The organism is Thalassobacillus sp. C254 (genome assembly GCF_001310615.1).
The window spans coordinates 217,098-237,221 of record NZ_BAXQ01000002.1; the positions used below are offsets into that span (position 1 = coordinate 217,098).

14 protein-coding genes and 9 pseudogenes are annotated in these 20,124 nt (G+C 42.8%); all 23 read left to right on the top strand.

The features are described from left to right. Positions 1–109: 109 nt before the first annotated feature. The 23 genes and pseudogenes from JCM19033_RS03605 to hslU all read left to right on the top strand — a co-directional run bounded on the left by JCM19033_RS03605 (position 110) and on the right by hslU (position 20,123). Positions 110–456: pseudogene (locus tag JCM19033_RS03605) on the top strand (putative DNA-binding protein). Next, a pseudogene (gene ffh, locus JCM19033_RS03610) lies at positions 456–1,803 on the top strand (signal recognition particle protein). Before JCM19033_RS03605 ends, ffh begins: the two co-directional pseudogenes overlap by 1 nt. Positions 1,804–1,883: 80 nt before the next feature. Beyond that, the gene (gene rpsP / locus JCM19033_RS03615; RefSeq protein WP_054635291.1) at positions 1,884–2,156 is read left to right on the top strand and encodes a 30S ribosomal protein S16; all 273 of its coding nucleotides are present in this window, start codon (positions 1,884–1,886) and stop codon (positions 2,154–2,156) included. A gap of 32 nt (positions 2,157–2,188) precedes the next feature. After that, the gene (locus tag JCM19033_RS03620) at positions 2,189–2,419 is read left to right on the top strand and encodes a KH domain-containing protein (protein ID WP_054635292.1); all 231 of its coding nucleotides are present in this window, start codon (positions 2,189–2,191) and stop codon (positions 2,417–2,419) included. 167 nt (positions 2,420–2,586) lie between these two features. Beyond that, on the top strand, positions 2,587–3,009 hold the full coding sequence (locus tag JCM19033_RS03625; protein WP_054635293.1) for a YlqD family protein: 423 nt from the start codon (positions 2,587–2,589) through the stop codon (positions 3,007–3,009). Further along, entirely contained in the window at positions 2,990–3,517 is a 528-nt protein-coding gene (gene rimM, locus JCM19033_RS03630) for a ribosome maturation factor RimM (RefSeq protein WP_054635294.1), read from the top strand. Before JCM19033_RS03625 ends, rimM begins: the two co-directional genes overlap by 20 nt. Next, on the top strand, positions 3,514–4,254 hold the full coding sequence (gene trmD, locus JCM19033_RS03635; protein ID WP_054635295.1) for a tRNA (guanosine(37)-N1)-methyltransferase TrmD: 741 nt from the start codon (positions 3,514–3,516) through the stop codon (positions 4,252–4,254). Before rimM ends, trmD begins: the two co-directional genes overlap by 4 nt. Before the next feature lie 112 nt (positions 4,255–4,366). Further along, the gene (gene rplS, locus JCM19033_RS03640; protein ID WP_054635296.1) at positions 4,367–4,711 is read left to right on the top strand and encodes a 50S ribosomal protein L19; all 345 of its coding nucleotides are present in this window, start codon (positions 4,367–4,369) and stop codon (positions 4,709–4,711) included. A 140-nt stretch (positions 4,712–4,851) separates the two neighbouring features. Beyond that, complete coding sequence (gene lepB, locus JCM19033_RS03645) at positions 4,852–5,406, top strand: signal peptidase I (protein WP_157049722.1); 555 nt, start codon at positions 4,852–4,854, stop codon at positions 5,404–5,406. Positions 5,407–5,435: 29 nt separating this feature from the next. Continuing rightward, complete coding sequence (ylqF, locus tag JCM19033_RS03650; RefSeq protein ID WP_054635298.1) at positions 5,436–6,311, top strand: ribosome biogenesis GTPase YlqF; 876 nt, start codon at positions 5,436–5,438, stop codon at positions 6,309–6,311. A gap of 94 nt (positions 6,312–6,405) precedes the next feature. Next, a complete protein-coding gene (locus JCM19033_RS03655; RefSeq protein ID WP_054635299.1) occupies positions 6,406–7,185 on the top strand; it encodes a ribonuclease HII in 780 nt (259 codons plus the stop codon). Positions 7,186–7,203: 18 nt separating this feature from the next. After that, positions 7,204–8,985 (top strand): hypothetical protein, encoded by a 1,782-nt coding sequence (locus tag JCM19033_RS03660; protein WP_054635300.1) that lies wholly within the window; start codon positions 7,204–7,206, stop codon positions 8,983–8,985. Continuing rightward, positions 8,939–9,211 carry an EscU/YscU/HrcU family type III secretion system export apparatus switch protein gene (locus tag JCM19033_RS03665; RefSeq protein ID WP_054635301.1) on the top strand — a complete coding sequence of 91 codons (273 nt, stop codon included), beginning with the start codon at positions 8,939–8,941 and terminating at the stop codon, positions 9,209–9,211. The genes JCM19033_RS03660 and JCM19033_RS03665 overlap by 47 nt, the downstream gene beginning before the upstream one ends. A 52-nt stretch (positions 9,212–9,263) precedes the next feature. After that, entirely contained in the window at positions 9,264–9,440 is a 177-nt protein-coding gene (locus JCM19033_RS23105; protein WP_157049723.1) for a hypothetical protein, read from the top strand. Positions 9,441–9,940: 500 nt separating this feature from the next. Then, positions 9,941–11,100 (top strand): annotated as a pseudogene (sucC, locus tag JCM19033_RS03670) (ADP-forming succinate--CoA ligase subunit beta). Between the two features lie 19 nt (positions 11,101–11,119). Next, a pseudogene (sucD, locus tag JCM19033_RS03675) lies at positions 11,120–12,030 on the top strand (succinate--CoA ligase subunit alpha). 450 nt (positions 12,031–12,480) lie between these two features. Next, positions 12,481–13,057 (top strand): annotated as a pseudogene (gene dprA, locus JCM19033_RS03680) (DNA-processing protein DprA). A 547-nt stretch (positions 13,058–13,604) separates the two neighbouring features. Continuing rightward, positions 13,605–15,676: pseudogene (topA, locus tag JCM19033_RS03685) on the top strand (type I DNA topoisomerase). A gap of 158 nt (positions 15,677–15,834) precedes the next feature. After that, positions 15,835–16,005, top strand: a complete 171-nt coding sequence (locus JCM19033_RS24985; RefSeq protein WP_269757947.1) for an FAD-dependent oxidoreductase — start codon at positions 15,835–15,837, stop codon at positions 16,003–16,005. Next, positions 16,002–17,137: pseudogene (trmFO, locus tag JCM19033_RS03690) on the top strand (FADH(2)-oxidizing methylenetetrahydrofolate--tRNA-(uracil(54)-C(5))-methyltransferase TrmFO). The gene JCM19033_RS24985 and the pseudogene trmFO overlap by 4 nt, the downstream one beginning before the upstream one ends. A 63-nt stretch (positions 17,138–17,200) precedes the next feature. Beyond that, positions 17,201–18,111 (top strand): annotated as a pseudogene (gene xerC, locus JCM19033_RS03695) (tyrosine recombinase XerC). An 18-nt stretch (positions 18,112–18,129) separates the two neighbouring features. Next, a pseudogene (hslV, locus tag JCM19033_RS03700) lies at positions 18,130–18,671 on the top strand (ATP-dependent protease subunit HslV). A 57-nt stretch (positions 18,672–18,728) separates the two neighbouring features. Next, positions 18,729–20,123, top strand: coding sequence for an HslU--HslV peptidase ATPase subunit (hslU, locus tag JCM19033_RS03705; protein ID WP_054635302.1), 1,395 nt, complete (start codon positions 18,729–18,731; stop codon positions 20,121–20,123). The last annotated feature ends 1 nt before the right edge of the window (position 20,124 follow it).

Here is a 20,124-nt window from a genome sequence, read left to right on the forward strand (position 1 = left end):
ATAAAAAACAATAGGAAAAGGCCGTTAAGATTTTTTCTTGACAACAGTCTTTTATTCCTGTAATATGCCCTTTGTAAAGGAATTTCACTTAACACAAGGGGTGGACAAGTTGTTAGAGAAAACTGTTCGAATGAATGCTTTATTTGACTTTTATCAACCCTTGTTAACAAGTAAGCAACAGAAATATATGGAATTATATTTTTGGATGATTACTCTCTTGGTGAGATTGCCGAGGAGTTTGATGTGAGCAGGCAGGCTGTTTATGATAATATCAAACGAACGGAGGCAATGCTTGAAGAGTACGAGCAGAAATTAACCCTTTACTCAAAATATAAAGAACGAACAAGTAAGTATAAGCAGTTGAAAGCTCTATTGGTAGCGGGTGGCTGTTTATCTGAAGAGATCGGAACGATTATTGCTTCTCTTGAAAAAATTGAAGAGGAGGGGATGAACTGATGGCATTTGAAGGACTGGCTGAACGTCTGCAAGGTACCCTCGATCGTATTAAGGGACGTGGAAAAGTATCTGAAGCAGATGTGAAAGAAATGATGCGGGAAGTGCGCCTGGCTCTTTTAGAAGCCGATGTGAACTTTAAAGTCGTAAAGCAGTTTATCAATCGGGTGAAAGAAAGAGCGGTCGGTCAGGAAGTAATGAAAAGTCTTACGCCGGGCCAGCAGGTAATCAAGGTAGTTAATGAGGAACTTCAGGAGCTTATGGGAGGAGAGCAAAGCAAAATTGCCCATGCTCAGAAGCCTCCGACGGTAGTGATGATGGTTGGCCTGCAAGGGGCCGGTAAGACAACGAGCACAGCAAAGCTTGCCAACCACCTCCGGAAAAAGCATAACAGGCAGCCGTTAATGGCCGCAGCGACATTTACCGTCCTGCTGCTATTAAACAGCTTGAAACTCTTGGCGGACAGCTGAATATGCCTGTATTTTCCTTAGGAGACCAGGTGAGCCCTGTTGATATTGCTTCACAGGCTGTTGACAAGGCAAAAGAAGAGCATAATGATTATGTTCTGATTGATACGGCAGGACGCCTTCATGTTGATGAAGATCTCATGGATGAACTTTTACAGATCAAAGAAAAAGTAAATCCCGATGAAATTCTATTGGTTGTGGATGCAATGACCGGACAAGATGCGGTCAATGTTGCGGAAAGCTTTAATGAACAGCTCGGGCTTACTGGAGTCATTCTTACCAAGCTTGATGGTGACACCCGGGGCGGTGCTGCTTTATCTGTTAAAGCTGTCACCGATACACCGATTAAATTTGCGGGTATGGGTGAAAAGATTGACCAGCTTGAGCCCTTTCACCCGGAACGGATGGCTTCGCGCATCCTCGGAATGGGAGATGTGCTGTCCTCATTGAAAAAGCCCAGACCAACGTGGATGAAGAAAGAGCAAAAGAACTAGAAAAGAAAATGAGAAATGCAGATCTTACCTTCGATGACTTTTTGGAACAATTAGAGCAAGTTCGCAGCATGGGGCCGCTCGATGAGCTGTTAAACATGATGCCGGGGATGAACAAAATGAAAGGGCTGAAAAATGCCCAGGTCGATGAAAGTCAAATTGGCCGTGTCGAAGCCATTGTCCGCTCTATGACTAAGGATGAGAAGCAGAATCCGTCTCTCATGAATGCAAGCCGAAAACGGAGGATTGCAAAAGGGAGCGGTACAACCATCCAGGATGTCAACCGTCTCTTAAAGCAATTTGAAGATATGAAGAAAATGATGAAACAAATGTCTTCGATGCAAAAAGGAAAGAAAAAGGGTAAAGGCGGCTTTAATTTCCCTTTTATGTAGTGAAAAGGAAAAAGCCTTTACAGCGAGTCAATAACCTATTATAATGTGCTATTGTGAAATAAATTTGGAGGTGACCATAAATGGCAGTTAAAATTCGTCTTAAACGTATGGGAAGTAAAAAGAAACCTTTCTACCGTGTGGTTGTAGCAGATTCACGTGCTCCACGTGATGGTAGATTTATCGAGGAAATTGGAACTTACAATCCTCTTGAAGATCCAGCAGTGGTAAATCTTAACGAAGACAAAGCTGTAAACTGGATGCTAGAAGGCGCTAAGCCATCTGACACTGTGCGCAACCTTTTCTCAAGAGAAGGAATCATGGAAAAGCTACACAACGCAAAGAATCAAAAATAACGCTGGATGGCGGATAAGCGAGGGATCGGTTCATGAAACAGCTTGTTGAAAACATGGCCCGTGCCCTCGTGGATCATCCTGATGCGGTACGTGTTCAGGAAAAGGAGCAAGATAACACCCTCGTCCTCACACTATCGGTCCACGAGGAAGATATGGGAAAAGTGATCGGAAAGCAAGGGAAAATAGCCAATGCGATCCGTACCGTGCTTTATGCAGCCGGTTCCCATCATAATAAACGTGTTCGGCTTGACATTGTTGAATAAGAGAACAAAAAGGGTGAGGAGGCTTCCTCTCCCTTTTTTTACCCTATAAAAGAATGTAAAATGGGGATAGAAGGCAAGTGTTATCCAGTTACAACTAAGGGAACCTCCCAGCGTTATTCATTGCCGGAATATTTCTTTTGTATATGCCAGCAAATAAGAGGTGGGTTATGAGAATTATAAAGAAAGCCCAAATAAAGCAAATATTAACTCCTGAGAGAAAGCAGTATTTACTCTCTGAATTAAATAGACAAGTTGAACGATATGAAAGAGAAATCGAACAACTCCGTTTTCAGATGCAAAAACAGCTGAAGGCTGTGCAGGATTCCAGGAGAATCAAAACAAAAGAACGCTTTGAAAAGGAAATCCATAAGCGTTTAGAAAAGATCAGGGCAGCTGACTTTCAGAAGTCCCAGCTTGAACAAATCCCCCTCGAAACTGAAATGCCAGACGGGACAGTGGACACCCTTTGTCTTGTTGAAGAAGGGGACGATTGGGAAAACATCATGCAAGAGGATGAAATCATCATTAAAAACGGGAAAGTACATGAGATCAGAAAGGGAAGGTCAGAAGATGACAACGAACTGGTTTAATGTAGGTAAGATTGTTAATACTCATGGAGTGAAAGGGGAAGTAAGAGTCATTTCTGTAACCGACTTTGAAGAGGAAAGGTTTCAGGAAGGAGCTTTGCTTTACTTTTCCTATCCGGGTCAAGAAGAAGTGATCCCTTTAACGGTAAAAACACATCGTCTCCATAAGCAGTTTCACCTTTTGCAGTTTGAAGGATATCATTCGTTAAATGAAGTAGAACCTTTAAAGGGCGGGGAACTGAAAGTGGCAGAGGACCAGCTTGGTGCTCTTGAAGAAAATGAATACTACCATCATGACATTATCGGCTGCGAAGTTGTCACTGACGAAGGGGAGATTCTTGGAACGGTTAAGGAAATTCTCTCTCCTGGTGCCAATGATGTCTGGGTCGTGAAACAGAAAGGAAAAGGAAAGGACATTCTCATTCCCTATATAGAGGAAGTAGTGACTGATGTAGACATAGAAAAAGAGAAAATTACTGTCCGTCTTATGGAAGGGCTGCTGCCAGAATGAGAATGGATTTTTTAACTCTTTTTCCAGAGATGTTTCATGGAGTTTTAAACACCTCCATTTTGAAGCAGGCACAGGATAAAAAGGCGGTAGAATACCAGGTGACAGACTTTCGCTCTTATTCTGAAAACAAGCATCAGAAAGTAGATGACTACCCGTATGGCGGCGGAGCCGGCATGGTGCTCACTCCCCAGCCTCTGTTTGATGCTGTCGAAGATGCATCGGCAGCAATCCATGCAAAACCAAGAGTGATACTTCTCTGCCCTCAGGGAAGGCGCTTTACCCAGGAGACAGCTGAAGAACTCGCAGAAGAAAAGCATCTTATCTTTATTTGCGGTCACTATGAAGGATATGATGAACGTATTCGGGAGCAGCTGGTTACGGATGAAATTTCTATTGGTGACTTTGTTCTTACGGGAGGCGAGCTTGGTTCAATGGTTATTGCCGACAGTGTGACCAGGCTGCTTCCGGAAGTACTTGGCAACAAAGACTCTGCGGTTACGGACTCCTTTTCCACAGGATATTTAGAGCATCCTCATTATACGAGGCCTGCAGACTTCCGAGGCATGAAGGTACCCGACGTTCTCCTCTCTGGGCATCATAAGCGCATTGAAGAATGGCGGAGAAAGGAAGCACTCAAACGAACCTATGAGCGGAGACCTGATCTTCTGGATATTGAAAGATTACATGCAGAAGAGAAAAAGTGGCTTGATGAAATAAAAAACAGCAGAGACAGTTGATATCACTTACGTCATATGGTATGATACTCTTTGTGGCGAAAGCCCGTGAATACGATGTTCCGCTGCGGAAGCAGTACCGCAAGAGCATTCGAGAGAAGGAGGGGAAATTAAGATGGAACAGCTTATTCGTGAAATTACTCAAGAACAGTTAAAAACTGACCTTCCTGCATTTCGCGCCGGTGACACAGTACGTGTACACGTGAAAGTTGTCGAGGGAACTCGTGAACGTATCCAGGTATTCGAAGGCGTAGTAATCAAGCGCCGCGGAGGCGGAATCAGTGAAACGTTTACTGTACGAAAAGTATCCTACGGTGTAGGAATTGAAAGAACGTTCCCAGTACATTCTCCGCGTATCGACAAGGTCGAGTTGAAACGCCGCGGAAAAGTACGTCAAGCTAGATTGTACTACCTTCGCAGTCTGCAAGGTAAAGCAGCTAGAATTAAAGAACTCAGATAGGATTAGGTGTAAAAGGAGCTTGGCAACCAAGCTCCTTTTTGTACTTGCAGGATAAGGTAAAATAAAGATACATACTCATAGGTGAGTAAGTGCTTTCTTAATCAGAGATGTTAGGAATTGAGGGGCGAGGAGAAAGAGAAATGATGAAAAGACATGAAGTAGAAATCAGAGAAGGACTGCTGCTTATGACTTTTGCGGTTATTATTGTAGCGGTGACAAGAGGGTTGTTAGTCGTGCCCATCGTAGTAGAAGGCCAGTCAATGATGCCCGCTCTTTCCCATGAAGACAGAGTAGTTGTTAACAAAGCCGGCTACTGGTTTTCTGAACCATCTACTTTTGATGTTGTCGTTTTCCATGCCACTCCTGAAAAAGATTACATAAAAAGGATAATCGCCACCCCAGGGGACAAATTAAACTATGCCCATAACGAATTATATTTAAATGAGAAAAAAATCGAAGAACCTTTCTTGAGAGAGCACCTTGACGAGATCAAAGAACACACGCTGACTCCTGATTTTACTCTTGAAGGGGTGACTGGGGAGGTAACTGTCCCTGAAGGCTATGTATTTGTCCTTGGAGATAACCGGAACCACAGCCTGGATTCAAGAGCTTTTGGCCTGGTTTCCATTGATGATATTATAGGGAAGGCAAGCTTTACGTTTTGGCCTGTCTCACGGCTAGGCTTTGTCCCCTAAGAACTAGAATGAAAAGAGCAGGTGATAGCATGACAATCCAATGGTTTCCCGGCCACATGGCCAAAGCAAGACGAGAAGTAACGGAACAGCTCAAAAGAGTAGATATGGTGGTTGAGCTTACAGATGCCCGAATCCCTCTTTCCTCCAGAAATCCAATGCTAGATGACGTGATAGGGGAGAAAAAAAGACTTGTCATCTTAACGAAAAGCGATCTGGCAGATGAAAAACTGACAAAAGAGTGGATCAATTGGTTTAAAAACGACGGAGCAGCTGCGATGGCAATAAATGCCCACACGGATGCCGGCATAAAAGAAATGATACAAAAGTCAAAAGAGATCACATCCCCTATCTTTGATAAGATGAGAAAGAAGGGGATCCGTCCACGCCCCATACGGGCCATGATTGTTGGCATTCCTAATGTGGGGAAATCAACGTTAATCAACCGCCTTCATGGAAAAAAGACAGCGAAAACTGGAGACAGACCAGGTGTGACAAAAGCACAGCAGTGGCTGAAAGTGGGTAAAGAAATGGAGCTGCTGGACACCCCCGGTATTTTATGGCCTAAATTTGAAGACCAGCAGATTGGATACCGATTGGCTGCCACTGGGGCAATTAAGGATGAATTGCTTGATTTTCAGGATATTGCTTTATTTGCTTTAAATACCTTCAAATCAAGGTATCCTGAAAGGTTAAAAGAAAGATACCAATTAGAAGAGCCTCTCCCTGAAGATGGAGTGGAGCTTTTTGAAGAAATTGGAAAGAAGCGAGGCTGCCTCATGAGCGGGGGATTTATTGACTATGATAAAGCAGCTGAAATTGTTCTTCGCGATCTGCGGGGAGGAAAATTAGGTTCCTTCACATTAGAAACGCCAGAAGAATGGAAGGAAAAGGGTACAGAAAGTTAACTGTACTCTTTTTCGTTCTTTACATAAGGAAAATACTGACCGATACAAGAAATATAGACTGATGTGAAATGTGGTTAGGAAAGTAGGTATAGCAATGAAACGATTATCTATAGCTCAAATCAAGGAGGAATTATTTCAGGAGAGAGCTCCGTCTGCTGAATTCCTGGATCAGCTTGCCGAGGATGAAAGAAAAGGGGTTCAGCAAGTAGTAAAAAGGTATGAGCAAAAGCGCAAAAAGGAACAGCAAATGCTGGAAGAATACGAGCGAATGAATAAATATGAAGAAAAGCTGATAAAAGAGGGGTACCAGGCTGTTGCAGGGATCGATGAAGTGGGAAGAGGACCGCTGGCAGGACCGGTGACAGCGGCTGCGGTCATTCTAGGACATCAGGAAGAGAAACTCCTAGGATTAACAGATTCAAAAATCCTTTCAGAAGCTAAGCGGGAATACTATTATGAAAAGATTATGGATCAAGCAGAAGCCGTTGGTGTGGTTCATATTCCTGCTGATAAGATTGATAAAGTAAATATATACCAGGCAACTAAAATTGCTATGGTCGAGGCAGTACAGAAGCTTTCCATAAAAGCTGATCATTTATTAATTGATGCTATGAATCTTCCATTACCTGTACCGCAAACCTCCATTGTAAAAGGTGATGCCAACAGCCTGTCTATTGCGGCTGCTTCGGTAATAGCAAAAGTGACACGAGACCGCCTGATGCAAGACATACACCAAGAATATCCACAGTACGGATTTAGCAGGAATGCTGGATACGGGACAAGAGAGCATATCGAGGCAATGCGTACATATGGGATCACTCGTTACCACCGAAAAAGCTTTTCTCCTGTTCCGTCGTTTGCAAAGGATGAATAAAAGGAAGAGGTGATTGTAATGTCTCCTATCCATTTCAAGTCCTTCCTCCCCACCGCGACTGCTCAAAAAGGCTCCCACTCCCTAAGGCTGGCAGCCGGCCAGGTGGTTAAAGGGCAGGTCTTAAAGTTGTTCCCAAATCATCTGGCTGCTTTACGTATTGGACATACCACTGTGACCGCTAAGTTAGAAGCTTCTTTAGTGGCAGGTGAGAGCTATTTTTTTAAAGTAGTGCCCAGTGAAGGCATTCCCAGGCTGCGTCTGCTTCATCCTTCTATTGACTACTCACACAGCGAGCAAAGGTCTAAGCTCCTTATAGAACTTGGTATGCGGCAAACCAGGGGAAACCAGTGGCTCCTGAATTATTTTTTGAAGAACAACCTCCCCTTTCAAGAAGAACAATTGGCAAAAGGGGGAGACCTTCTTCAGAGCTCAGGGGCTTTGCATGAAAAAGGGGGAGAGATTGTAAGGGAGATGATGGAACGACGTCTTCCTTTTACACAAGAAGTGTTTTCAGCGATCAGCGCTTTAAAAGAGGGCTCGTCTGTATCCTCACAAATTCAGGAGCTGATACGAACAGGAGAAGCTCTCAGAGAGAAAGGAAACCTCACAAAGTCAGCAGCTGATTTTGTAGCACATCTTCAAAGACTGCAGGCATCCATGCAGGTATCAGAGACAGCTTATAAAGAAAAAGAACCGCTTCTTTCTTTGCTGACACTCGCTGTCAAAGAGGGAAGCAAAGAGAAAGCAGGAGCCCTTCAACTGTTAGAAAGGCTGAACCTTGTGCCCCAGGGTGCCCACAAAAACCTTCAGTATTTTTACGAGGCCCAAGCTCAATTTTTTAAAAGATTATCTCGTCAACCTGTTGATGAGATGGCCCGGAAAATAACATCACTGCCATTACCCGTGCTTGAAAAAATGCAACCCCAGCAGCTTTTTCCTCTGCTTATGGAATCAGCTTTACTTCAAGAAAAAGGGATTCATTCAAAGGGAATGAAAGCGCTATTACAGCTTTTTCACTCCTTTGCAAACAACCAGCCTGAGGCCAGGCCTTTTTACACGTTAGTTACTCTTTATGAGCAAGGGGAGCTGACAAAGGATGAAAGACAGGCACTGCTTTCGCTTATAAGCAGCAACACAGCTTCTCCCCTGCTTCCAAACCATGTGAAGAGTCTCCTTTACTCGTTAGGTATGCAGCACGAAAACATGCTTCAAAGCTCGTTTATAACGGGTAGCAAAAGAAATGAAAATATAAAAGCGCTTCTCTTACACTATTCTCCTCTTCTTGCTTCTCCTTTGAAAGAGAGAGCAGAGCTTCTTCTTCAGAGAATAACCGGCCAGCAGCTCCTTGCACTAGAAAGCCAGCATCCTTTTTTAAACGGGGCTATACAGCTTCCCTTGTTTATCGACAAGCATAATTCGGACATTACTATTCAGTGGGAAGGACAGCGAAGAGCAGATGGATCGTTGAACGAAGACCATTGTCGCCTGCTTATTTTTCTTGAACTTGAAATGTTAAAAGAAACACTGGCAGATGTACAAATTCAAAATCGTGTCATTTCCATAACGTTGTATAGTGAAAATCGGCCTCCTGCAACTGTGCTGAAAGGGCTGCAGCCTTATTTGAAACAGAAATTAGAAGAAAACGACTATATCCTTTCCTCACTGCAATGGAAAGATGGCCATTCTCTTTTACATACGGTCTCTTCCTATACACAGGAAATCCGGTTCATATTGGAAGGATGGATATTCGGATATGAAAGATTTATACTCAATCAAGAACGCCGTCGCTTTAAGCTATGATGACTCAAAGGACCGGGCACCGGTGGTAAAGGCGAAAGGAAAAGGAATGGAGGCAGCAGAAATTATTGCTAAGGCAAAAGAGCATCACATTCCTATTCAGGAAGATCCTTCATTGGTAGAGCTTCTTTCCAATCTTAACATGAATGAAACCATTCCGGATGATTTGTATGAAGTCGTTGCTGAGGTGTTCGCTTTTTTGTACAGGGTGGATAAAGCAATGAAATAAGAAGAAACGGTAAGGGTCATACTACACGTAAAAAGTGAAAGAGGTGGCCCCGATGACAAAAAATAAGCTCGATGTAGAAGGCGCAGAACAATGTGTAAAAAGTTTCAGTGAAGAATTTGCCCAGGAATTTGGAGTTTTTCCTTCAGTACAGGAAATGGATGCAAAAGCAAAAGACATGAAAGAAACCATGAAGTGCAGCAAAGAAAAGGAACAAAAGAAAGAAAAATAAAGGGGCGTCTCCTAAAGGAGGTCCTTTCAGCAGAGATCATGGTTTCCCCTTAAGGAATAAGGACAGCATTCATTCAAGGCCTTTCATTTTGCTTGATGGCATCTTCTATTCGCAGGAAAAGCTTCAGCTTCCTCTTGGGCAGAGAGCTCAATGAAGGACATCTCAGCTGGAGCTTATTTCGCCTTGAGTTTTTCTGAGAGAGTCTACGAGTATTGCAGTTGTTTAAAGTGTAATTGATTTTGTACAGCTGGATTTAGAAATCGGTCATAAAAAATGGTAAATTTATATATTTTTCCCATTTTTGGCACTAGATATGTCAGCGTTTACAAATTATATTCATAAATTTGTGACGAATTGTTGAAAAATCCTGAGTTTTTTAATACGATTAAAGATGTGTGAGAAACATTGGCTGACTCACCGCCAATTGTTCCACCCGATCCTTGGATGAGGACAAGCAGTTCGATGAATTCGTACTGAATCGTTAGGAGGATGGAGAGAACATGAATATCCATGAGTATCAAGGAAAAGAACTCCTCAGAAAGTACGGCGTAGCCGTGCCGAATGGAAAAGTTGCTTTCTCTGTTGATGAAGCAGTAGAGGCTGCAAAAGAGCTTGGTTCAGAAGTAAATGTAGTAAAAGCACAAATTCACGCGGGTGGCCGCGGGAAAGCAGGCGGCGTTAAGGTGGCAAAGAACCTTGATGAGGTGCGTACATATGCCGATGAAATTCTTGGCAAAACCTTAGTCACCCACCAGACAGGCCCGGAAGGTAAAGAAGTTAAACGCTTACTTATCGAAGAAGGATGCGACATCCAAAAAGAATACTATGTAGGTCTTGTTGTAGACCGGGAAACTGACCGTGTCGTTATGATGGCTTCGGAAGAAGGCGGTACGGAAATCGAGGAAGTGGCTGAAGCTACTCCTGAAAAAATCTTTAAAGAGTACATTGATCCTGCGGTAGGCCTTCAAGGCTATCAGGCGCGCGTCTGGCGTTTAATATTAATATTCCTAAGAAACTAGTAGGGCAGGCTGTTAAGTTCATGATGGGTCTTTATAAGGTCTTTAGTGAGAAGGACTGCTCTATTGCAGAAATTAATCCTTTGGTTACAACTGGTGACGGGAGCGTTATGGCTCTTGATGCAAAATTGAATTTCGATTCCAACGCCTTATACCGTCAAAAGGATATTACAGAATTCCGCGACCTTGATGAAGAGGATCCAAAAGAAATCGAAGCTTCTAAATTTGACCTAAGCTATATTGCACTTGATGGAAATATCGGCTGCATGGTAAATGGTGCAGGGCTTGCGATGGCAACAATGGATATCATTAAGCACTTTAGCGGCGAACCGGCCAACTTCCTTGATGTTGGAGGCGGTGCTACAGCAGAAAAGGTAACAGAAGCTTTCAAAATCATCCTGTCTGATGAACAGGTAAAAGGCATCTACGTAAATATTTTTGGCGGAATCATGAAATGTGACGTCATTGCTGAAGGTGTAGTTGAGGCAACGAAACAAGTAGGCCTTGAGATCCCTCTCGTCGTGCGCCTTGAAGGTACAAATGTAGATCGCGGTAAGAAAATCCTTGAAGAGTCTGGGCTTAACATCACAGCAGCAGATTCAATGTCAGACGGAGCACAAAAAATCGTATCTCTAGTGAAATAGAAAGGCGGGACTGAGAGCAATGAGCATCTTTATTAATAAAGATACAAAGGTCATCGTACAAGGTATTACTGGTTCTACTGGTTTGTTTCACACTCAGCAGGCCGTAGAATATGGTACACAGATTGTTGGTGGTGTTACACCTGGAAAAGGCGGCACTGAAATAGAAGGAATTCCGGTATTTGATACAGTGGAAGAAGCTGTGAAAAAACCGGGGCAAACGCAACTGTTATTTATGTACCTCCAGCGTTTGCAGCGGATGCAATTATGGAAGCAGTAGATGCAGAACTTGATCTTGCTATCTGCATTACAGAAGGTATCCCTGTTATTGACATGATTAAGGTAAAACGATTCATGGAAGGGAAAAAGACTCGTCTAGTCGGCCCGAACTGCCCAGGTGTTATCACTCCGGAAGAATGTAAAATCGGTATCATGCCTGGATATATCCATAAAAAAGGACATGTGGGCGTTGTATCTCGTTCCGGAACCCTTACGTATGAAGCTGTACACCAGCTTTCCACAAATGGGATCGGCCAGTCTACAGCTGTAGGTATCGGCGGTGACCCCGTAAACGGAACGGATTTTATAGATGTACTAAAAGCTTTTAATGATGACGAAGATACGTATGCTGTCATCATGATTGGTGAAATTGGCGGTACCGCTGAAGAAGAAGCGGCAGAATGGATCAAGGAAAATATGAATAAGCCTGTCGTAGGATTTATCGGCGGCCGTACAGCACCTCCAGGGAAGCGGATGGGTCATGCCGGCGCGATCATCTCTGGCGGCAAAGGGACCGCAGACGAAAAGATCTCAACATTGGAAAATTGCGGAGTCAGCGTTTCTCCAACTCCTTCTGAAATCGGCGAGACACTTATTTCTTCACTTAAAGAAAACAATATTTATGAAAAGTGTCTTACACATAAAGCAGAATAACACCAAGAAAAGCCTCCTTTCTATAAGGGGCTTTTCTCTTCCTTTATCTCCTTAGATTAATCCTCAAATCATGCATATTAACCATAATTACATTATGTAAACAAAATCCTGTTATTTTCAATCTATGAAACTTCTTGACTCGTATAATCTCAATAAGGGAGGCTGAATATGACAGACCGCAAAAACCGGCTGCTTCTTTTGCATGAAGCCACAGGAGCAGGGTGGAATACACTTAAAAAAATTTATACAATTGACCCCTCATTTTCTCTTCCTTTCGTCTTATCCCCCGCTTCTTTGTCAAAAGAATTGGCAATCCCACTTAAAAAAGCTTCTTCCTTAATTCATTTCCTTCAAAAAGAAAAAGGAAAAAGAACAGTTCAGTATTATTTGGATCGAAATATTATGATTATGACACCTTTTGATTCCATGTATCCCCGGCGTTTATTTCATATGCATGATCCTCCCTGGGTGCTTTACATCAAAGGACAGACAGATATTTTAAAGAAATCCTCTTTCTTAGCGGTTGTCGGGACAAGACAGCCTACTTTATACGGTCTGCAGGCTATGCAAATGCTCCTCCCTCCGATTATTAAGAGACGAACTGTTATCATTTCCGGTCTTGCCAAAGGTGTGGATACAAGAGCCCACCAACTTGCTATGTCTCATCATGGGTATACGATTGCTGTCTGTGGAAGTGGATTTAATTATATGTATCCTCGTGAAAATCTTGCCCTCTCCCGAATCATCTCCCAATCCCATTTACTTGTAAGCGAATATCCACCTCATACTCTTCCACCAAATGGCAGTTCCCAATGAGAAACCGAATAATTAGTGCATTGTCTGACGCTGTTTTTGTTATTGAAGCAGGGCCAAAAGCGGCTCCTTAATCACTGCATCTCAGGCCCTTGAGCAAGGCAGGGATGTTTACGCCCTGCCAGGACCAATCGACTCCAATGTGTCCGCAGGCACAAATAGATTAATTCAAGACGGGGCTCGGCCGATACTGCATCCGGATGATCTTTTGTAAGAGCTCTGGTAAAAAGTGAATATTGATGTTTCTAAAACCTTATAATGCTGGATAAAAGGGGCGAGACGCCTTCGGGAATAGTATGAGCCAAAGGTTCCGCAAGATTTTCCTGAGTAAGTTGAAGGACTGCTGAGGCAAAGAGGACACCTTGAATGAGAAAGAGTGAAATATGAATGGATGTCGCACTTGTGGAAGCGAGCGTCTATTAACGAAAACCATCAAAAAGGTGTAATAACACTTTTTATAAAAAGAAAAAAGAGCAAATTAAAAGGAAAAAAATAGAATAGTAAGGAATAAAATTGGCAATGAAAGGAATGAAAAATATGCTTTAAGAAATTTTTGGGTAGACATAAACCATAAACTGTGAAAAAATGATTGTGATTTATCACTCTTTGCGCCTGGCTGACAGGGACCAGTATAGTGGCACTCAGATTTTATTATAAGTATCGGATAAACAGAACACATGAAATAAGAATTTGACAAAGACAAATGCGGTGATTGATACTAATGAAGATTTATAACTCCAAAGGGGGAGAACACAAAAGAAATGGCAGATTATTTAGTAATCGTTGAATCTCCCGCTAAAGCAAAAACGATAGGTAAATATCTTGGGAAAAAATATATCGTGAAAGCATCAATGGGTCACGTCCGGGATCTACCAAAAAGTCAAATGGGAGTAGACACAACTAATCAGTACGAACCAAAATACATTACCATAAGGGGAAAAGGCCCGGTCTTAAAAGAATTAAAGACCGCTGCTAAAAAAGTTAAAAAGATTTATTTAGCAGCTGACCCCGACAGAGAAGGGGAAGCCATAGCCTGGCACCTCGCTCATAGCCTGGATATCGACGAAGATTCCGATTGCAGAGTAGTATTTAACGAAATTACCAAGGCTGCAATTAAGGATGCATTTAAGCATCCACGCCCGATTAACATGGATTTAGTTGACGCTCAGCAGGCACGAAGAATTCTTGACCGGCTTGTCGGCTATAACATCAGCCCTCTTTTATGGAAGAAAGTAAAGAAGGGGTTAAGTGCCGGAAGAGTTCAGTCCATTGCAGTCAAGATGATTATTGAGCGTGAAAAAGAAATAAAAGAATTTGTCCCGGAAGAATATTGGAGTATTAAAGGCTCTTTTCTTTATGGAAAAGAATCATTTGAAGCTAAATTCTACGGCCAGGATGGAAAAAAACTCGAATTGAACTCAGAAGAAGATGTACAGAATGTGTTAAAGAAACTAAAGGGAGAGGAGTTTCTTATTGATTCTGTAAAAAAGCGAGAGCGCCGAAGAAATCCTGTGTTGCCTTTTACAACCTCTTCTCTTCAGCAGGAAGCTGCCAGAAAACTGAATTTCAGGGCAAAGAAAACAATGATGATTGCTCAGCAGCTTTATGAAGGAATCGATATTGGCAAAGAAGGGACAATAGGGTTAATTACCTATATGAGAACTGACTCTACCCGGATTTCTGATACAGCGAAAGAGGAAACAAAACAATACATTCAAGATACGTATGGCAAAGAGTACATCGGCGGAGGTAAAAAATCACAAAAGAAAGACAACAAGTCACAGGACGCTCACGAAGCTGTACGTCCCACCTCTGTACTGAAAGATCCCAAAACAATCAAACAGTATTTGAGCCGTGATCAGTTCCGCCTCTACAAGTTAATCTGGGAAAGGCTCGTTGCAAGCGAAATGGCTCCCGCTGTGATGGATACGATGACAGTAGACCTTACAAATGAGGGTGTGATTTTCGGGCCACTGGATCAAAGGTTAAATTTCCAGGCTTCATGAAAGTTTATGTTGAAGGTAATGATGATGGAAAGAAGGAAGAAGATAAGTTCCTCCCTGATTTAAAAGAAGGAGAAATGGTGAAGAAAGAGGAGCTTGAACCGAATCAGCACTTTACTCAGCCGCCTCCGCGCTATACGGAAGCAAGACTGGTACGTACAATGGAGGAGCTTGGAATCGGGCGGCCGTCCACCTATGCTCCAACCCTTGACACGATCCAGAGAAGAGGATATGTGGCTCTTGAGGATAAAAGATTTGTTCCGACAGAGCTTGGCGAGATCGTTCTTGAATTAATTGTTGAATTTTTTCCGGAAATTCTAGATGTTGAATTTACAGCAAAAATGGAAAACGACTTAGACTTCATTGAAGAAGGACGAGAAGACTGGATCAGGATTATTGATACCTTCTACCAGGACTTTGAAAAGCGGCTTACCGTTGCAGAAGAAGAAATGAAGGAAGTTGAAATCAAAGATGAACCGGCTGGAGAAGACTGTGAGAAGTGCGGACACGAAATGGTCTATAAAATGGGGCGTTACGGAAAATTTATGGCATGCTCTAATTTTCCTGATTGTCGAAATACGAAAGCGATCGTAAAGGATATTGGCGTCAAATGCCCAAGCTGTAAAGAAGGTAATATCGTTGAAAGAAAAAGCAAAAAACGCCGGACGTTTTATGGTTGTGACCGCTATCCAGAATGCGAGTTTGTCTCCTGGGATAAACCAATATCCCGTCCCTGCCCGAAATGTGAAGGGCTCCTTGTGGAAAAGAAAACGAAAAAGGGCGTTCATGTTCAATGCGCTGAATGTGATTACAAGGAAGAGCCGAACTAATCTCTTGTGAAACAAAAATGAAATCGGTATAGTAAGTAGGAGAAACCCCTTTTCTAAAAAAGGGGCTTTCCTATGTTCTTTTAGAATAGCTTATAAAGTTGAAAAATGATGCCACAGCAAAATAAATAAGAAGCAAGTATATAGAATGGAGTTTTAGAATGATGAACACGACAGTTAATGTGATAGGAGCCGGTCTGGCAGGAAGTGAAGCTGCATGGCAGCTTGCCAAAAGAGGGATCCAAGTAAAATTGTATGAAATGAGGCCTGTAAAACAGACCCCGCTCACCACACGGATAAGTTCGCCGAGCTTGTCTGCAGCAACTCCCTGAGAGCAAACGGTCTGACAAACGCAGTAGGCGTGTTAAAAGAAGAAATGAGAGAAATGGATTCTGTAATCATTCGTTCTGCAGATGATTGTTCTGTACCTGCCGGCGGAGCCTTAGCTGTTGACCGCCATGAATTTGCAGGGCTTGTCACTTCTCGGGTGAAGGAGCATCCAAATGTGGAAGTCATTCACGAAGAAATTACCAGCCTTCCTGAAGGACCGACGATTATAGCAACGGGTCCATTGACTACAGAAGGCCTGTCTCAGACGATAAAGGATTTAACAGGTGAAGAATACCTTTATTTCTATGATGCTGCAGCACCCATTATTGAAACGGACAGCATAGATATGAATAAAGCTTATCTCAAATCAAGATATGATAAAGGAGAAGCTGCTTATATTAACTGTCCAATGACAGAAGAAGAATTTGATGAGTTTTATGAGGCGTTAACTTCAGCTGAAACAGTTCCATTGAAAGAATTTGAAAAAGAAATCTTCTTTGAGGGCTGCATGCCGATCGAGATCATGGCTAAAAGAGGAAAAAAGACCATGCTTTTTGGTCCGATGAAGCCCGTCGGCCTTGAACATCCTGAAACAGGAAAGCGGCCATACGCTGTTGTGCAGTTACGGCAGGATAATCAGTCAGGCACTCTTTACAATATAGTTGGCTTTCAAACTCACTTAAAGTGGGGACCCCAGAAAGAAGTGATCAGAAAATCCCGGGATTGGAAAATGCCGAAGTGGTCAGATATGGCGTGATGCATCGCAATACCTTTATTAACTCACCAAACGTATTAAAGCCGACCTACCAGTTCAAAGAGCGGGAGGATTTGTTTTTTGCAGGACAAATTACTGGAGTAGAGGGTTACGTGGAATCAGCTGCTGCAGGATTGATCGCCGGAATCAATGCAGCCCGCTTCGTCCAGGGAGAAGAGCTTGCTGTACTTCCACAAGAAACCATTTTAGGAGCCATGGCCAATTACATTACAACAGCCAACCCGGATAATTTTCAGCCAATGAATGCAAATTTTGGGCTTCTTCCGCCACTTGAGAATAGAATAAAAAATAAAAAAGAAAGAAATGAACAATTGGCTCAGCGAGCATTGGGAGCAATTCAGAATTTTGTGAAAAGATAAACATATTCCTTGCTCTCCAAAAACAGGTATGGTAAAATTTAATAGCTTTTGTGAGGTGGTGTAATGAAAGAGGCGCCCTTTCAAGCTCTGGGAGAGAATTTTTTTAAATATATGCAGGTCGAAAAAAATGCTTCTCCTATGACGTTGGAAGCATATTCCCTTGATCTGTCTGATTTTGAAAAGTTTTTGGATGCAGAGGCGGTATCAAGCCCAAAAGAGGCCGATGACCGCCTTGTTCGTTTGTATTTTACCCATTTATACGATAAAGGGTACAAACGCACCTCGCTTTCCCGAAAAATTTCGGCCTTGCGGACGTTTTATAAATATCTAATGAGGGAAGGCTGATAACTGAGAATCCCTTTGCTTTAACCACGCTTCCGAAAAAGGAGCTGAGGCTCCCTCATTTTTTATATGCCAAGGAGTTAGAAGCACTCTTTCAATCATTTGATGCTTCTAAAGCCCTCGACCAGCGGGACCTTGCATTGTTTGAGATCCTATATGCCACAGGAATAAGAGTCAGCGAATGCTGCAATGTAAAGCTTTCTCATATTGATTTTTCTTTAGGAACCATTTTTGTGAAAGGGAAAGGCAATAAGGAGCGATATACCCCGATTGGATCGTTTGCTCTTGATGCCATTGATCGGTATACAAAGAATGGAAGGTTGCATTTACTTAAGAAATCAAGTCATAAAGACTCAGAATACCTATTTTTGAATCATCTCGGCACTCCGATAACAGACAGAGGAATTCGCCATGTGGTTACGAAACGAATGAAAAAGGTTTCGTTAACTCTTCATGCCTCTCCCCATTCTCTCAGGCATACGTTTGCTACACATTTACTGGATAATGGTGCGGATATCAGAGCCGTACAGGATCTTCTGGGACATGAAAATCTATCAACAACCCAGCTGTATACCCATGTAACGAAAGAACGGTTAAAAAATGTCTACCAACAGGCACATCCGCGTGCCTAAACAAAGGGGGAGTCATTCATGGAACAATCCTTTCATGCGACCACCATATTTGCAGTCCACCATAATGGAAAAGGGGCGATGGCAGGAGATGGCCAGGTAACCTTTGGACAGTCGGTGGTGATGAAACATACAGCAAAAAAAGTAAGAAAGATCTACAATGGCAAAGTACTTGCCGGGTTTGCCGGTTCGGTGGCAGACGCGTTCACTCTGTTTGAGAAGTTTGAGGTGAAGCTTCAGGAGTTTAGCGGTGATTTAAAAAGAGCCGCTGTAGAGCTTGCTAAGGAATGGCGCAGTGATAAGGTATTAAGCGTTTGGAGGCCATGTTGATTGTGATGGATAAAGAGACCATTCTCTTAGTTTCAGGCACGGGTGAGGTGATTGAGCCAGACGATGGGATATTAGCTATCGGCTCAGGAGGAAATTTTGCTTTGGCGGCTGGAAGAGCACTAAAGAGAAATGCGACTCATATGAGTGCCAAGGAAATGGCTGAAGAATCCTTGAAAACCGCTGGCGATATCTGCGTGTTTACAAATGATCAGCTTGTTGTTGAGGAAATATAAGGCTTTGGCTCCGAATGCTTCATGTTCAACAAATTTTGATGAAAGGGGAGAACCCGTTTGGAAACCCCATTAAGCCCAAGACAGATTGTTGAAAAGCTGGATCAATACATTGTTGGTCAAAATGACGCAAAACGTTCGGTAGCTGTTGCTTTACGAAACAGGTACCGTCGCAGTAAGCTAGAAGAGAGTCTAAAAGATGATATCACACCTAAGAATATTTTAATGATTGGTCCGACAGGAGTAGGAAAGACAGAAATTGCAAGACGTCTGGCAAAACTTGTAGGAGCTCCTTTCATTAAAGTCGAAGCGACCAAATTTACTGAAGTTGGCTATGTAGGACGTGATGTCGAATCAATGGTAAGGGACTTGGTGGAATCAGCTGCTCGTCTTGTGAAAGAGGAGAAGATGTCGGAGGTAAGAAAACAGGCTGAAGAGCTGGCCAACAAAAAGCTTGTCAAACTTTTGGCTCCTGCCGCCAAAAAACAAAATCAGCAATTTTCCAATCCTTTTGAAATGATTTTTCAGCAACAGGAGAAGCAGTCAGAAGAAACAGAAGAGGAAGACCAAACCGTTTCACAAAAGAGAAGACAGCTTGCTCACCAGCTGGCGATGGGTGAGCTTGAGGATCACCTTGTCACAGTAGAGGTAGAGGAGCAGACACAATCCTTTATGGATATGTTTCAAGGCTCTGGCATGGAGCAGATGGGCATGAATATGCAAGAAATGCTTGGAAATATGATGCCAAAGAAAAAGAAAAAGCGCCGCCTTGCAGTAAGGGAAGCCAGGAAGCTTCTCATTGAAGACGAAGCTCAAAAGCTCATTGATATGGATGAGGTTTCCCAAGAGGCTGTTTCAAAGGCTGAACAGCTGGGTATCATTTTCATAGATGAAATTGATAAAGTGGCAGCGAAGCAGCAAGGAGGAAATGCGGATGTGTCCCGAGAAGGGGTGCAAAGAGACATTCTTCCTGTTGTTGAAGGTTCTACGGTAAGCACAAAATTTGGCCCGGTAAAAACAGACCATATGTTATTTGTGGCAGCTGGCGCTTTTCATATTGCAAAGCCGTCTGATTTAATCCCTGAGCTGCAGGGGAGGTTTCCAATCAGGGTAGAGCTGTCCAGCTTAACAATTGAAGATTTCGTGCGCATTCTAACCGAACCGACAAATGCCCTTCTGAAACAATATCAAGCTTTATTAGGAACAGAAGGTATAAATGTGGAATTTTCTGACGATGCTGTACGTAAAATCGCTGAAATGGCACAAAGTGTGAATCAAAACACGGAGAATATCGGGGCGCGTCGGCTCCATACGCTGCTGGAACGTTTGCTGGAGGATTTATCATTTGAAGCCCCTGATATCACCTTAGAAAAAATCACTATCACACCAGAGTATGTAGAGGAAAAGCTGTCTTCCATCACAAAAGATCGAGATATGAGTCAATATATTTTATAGG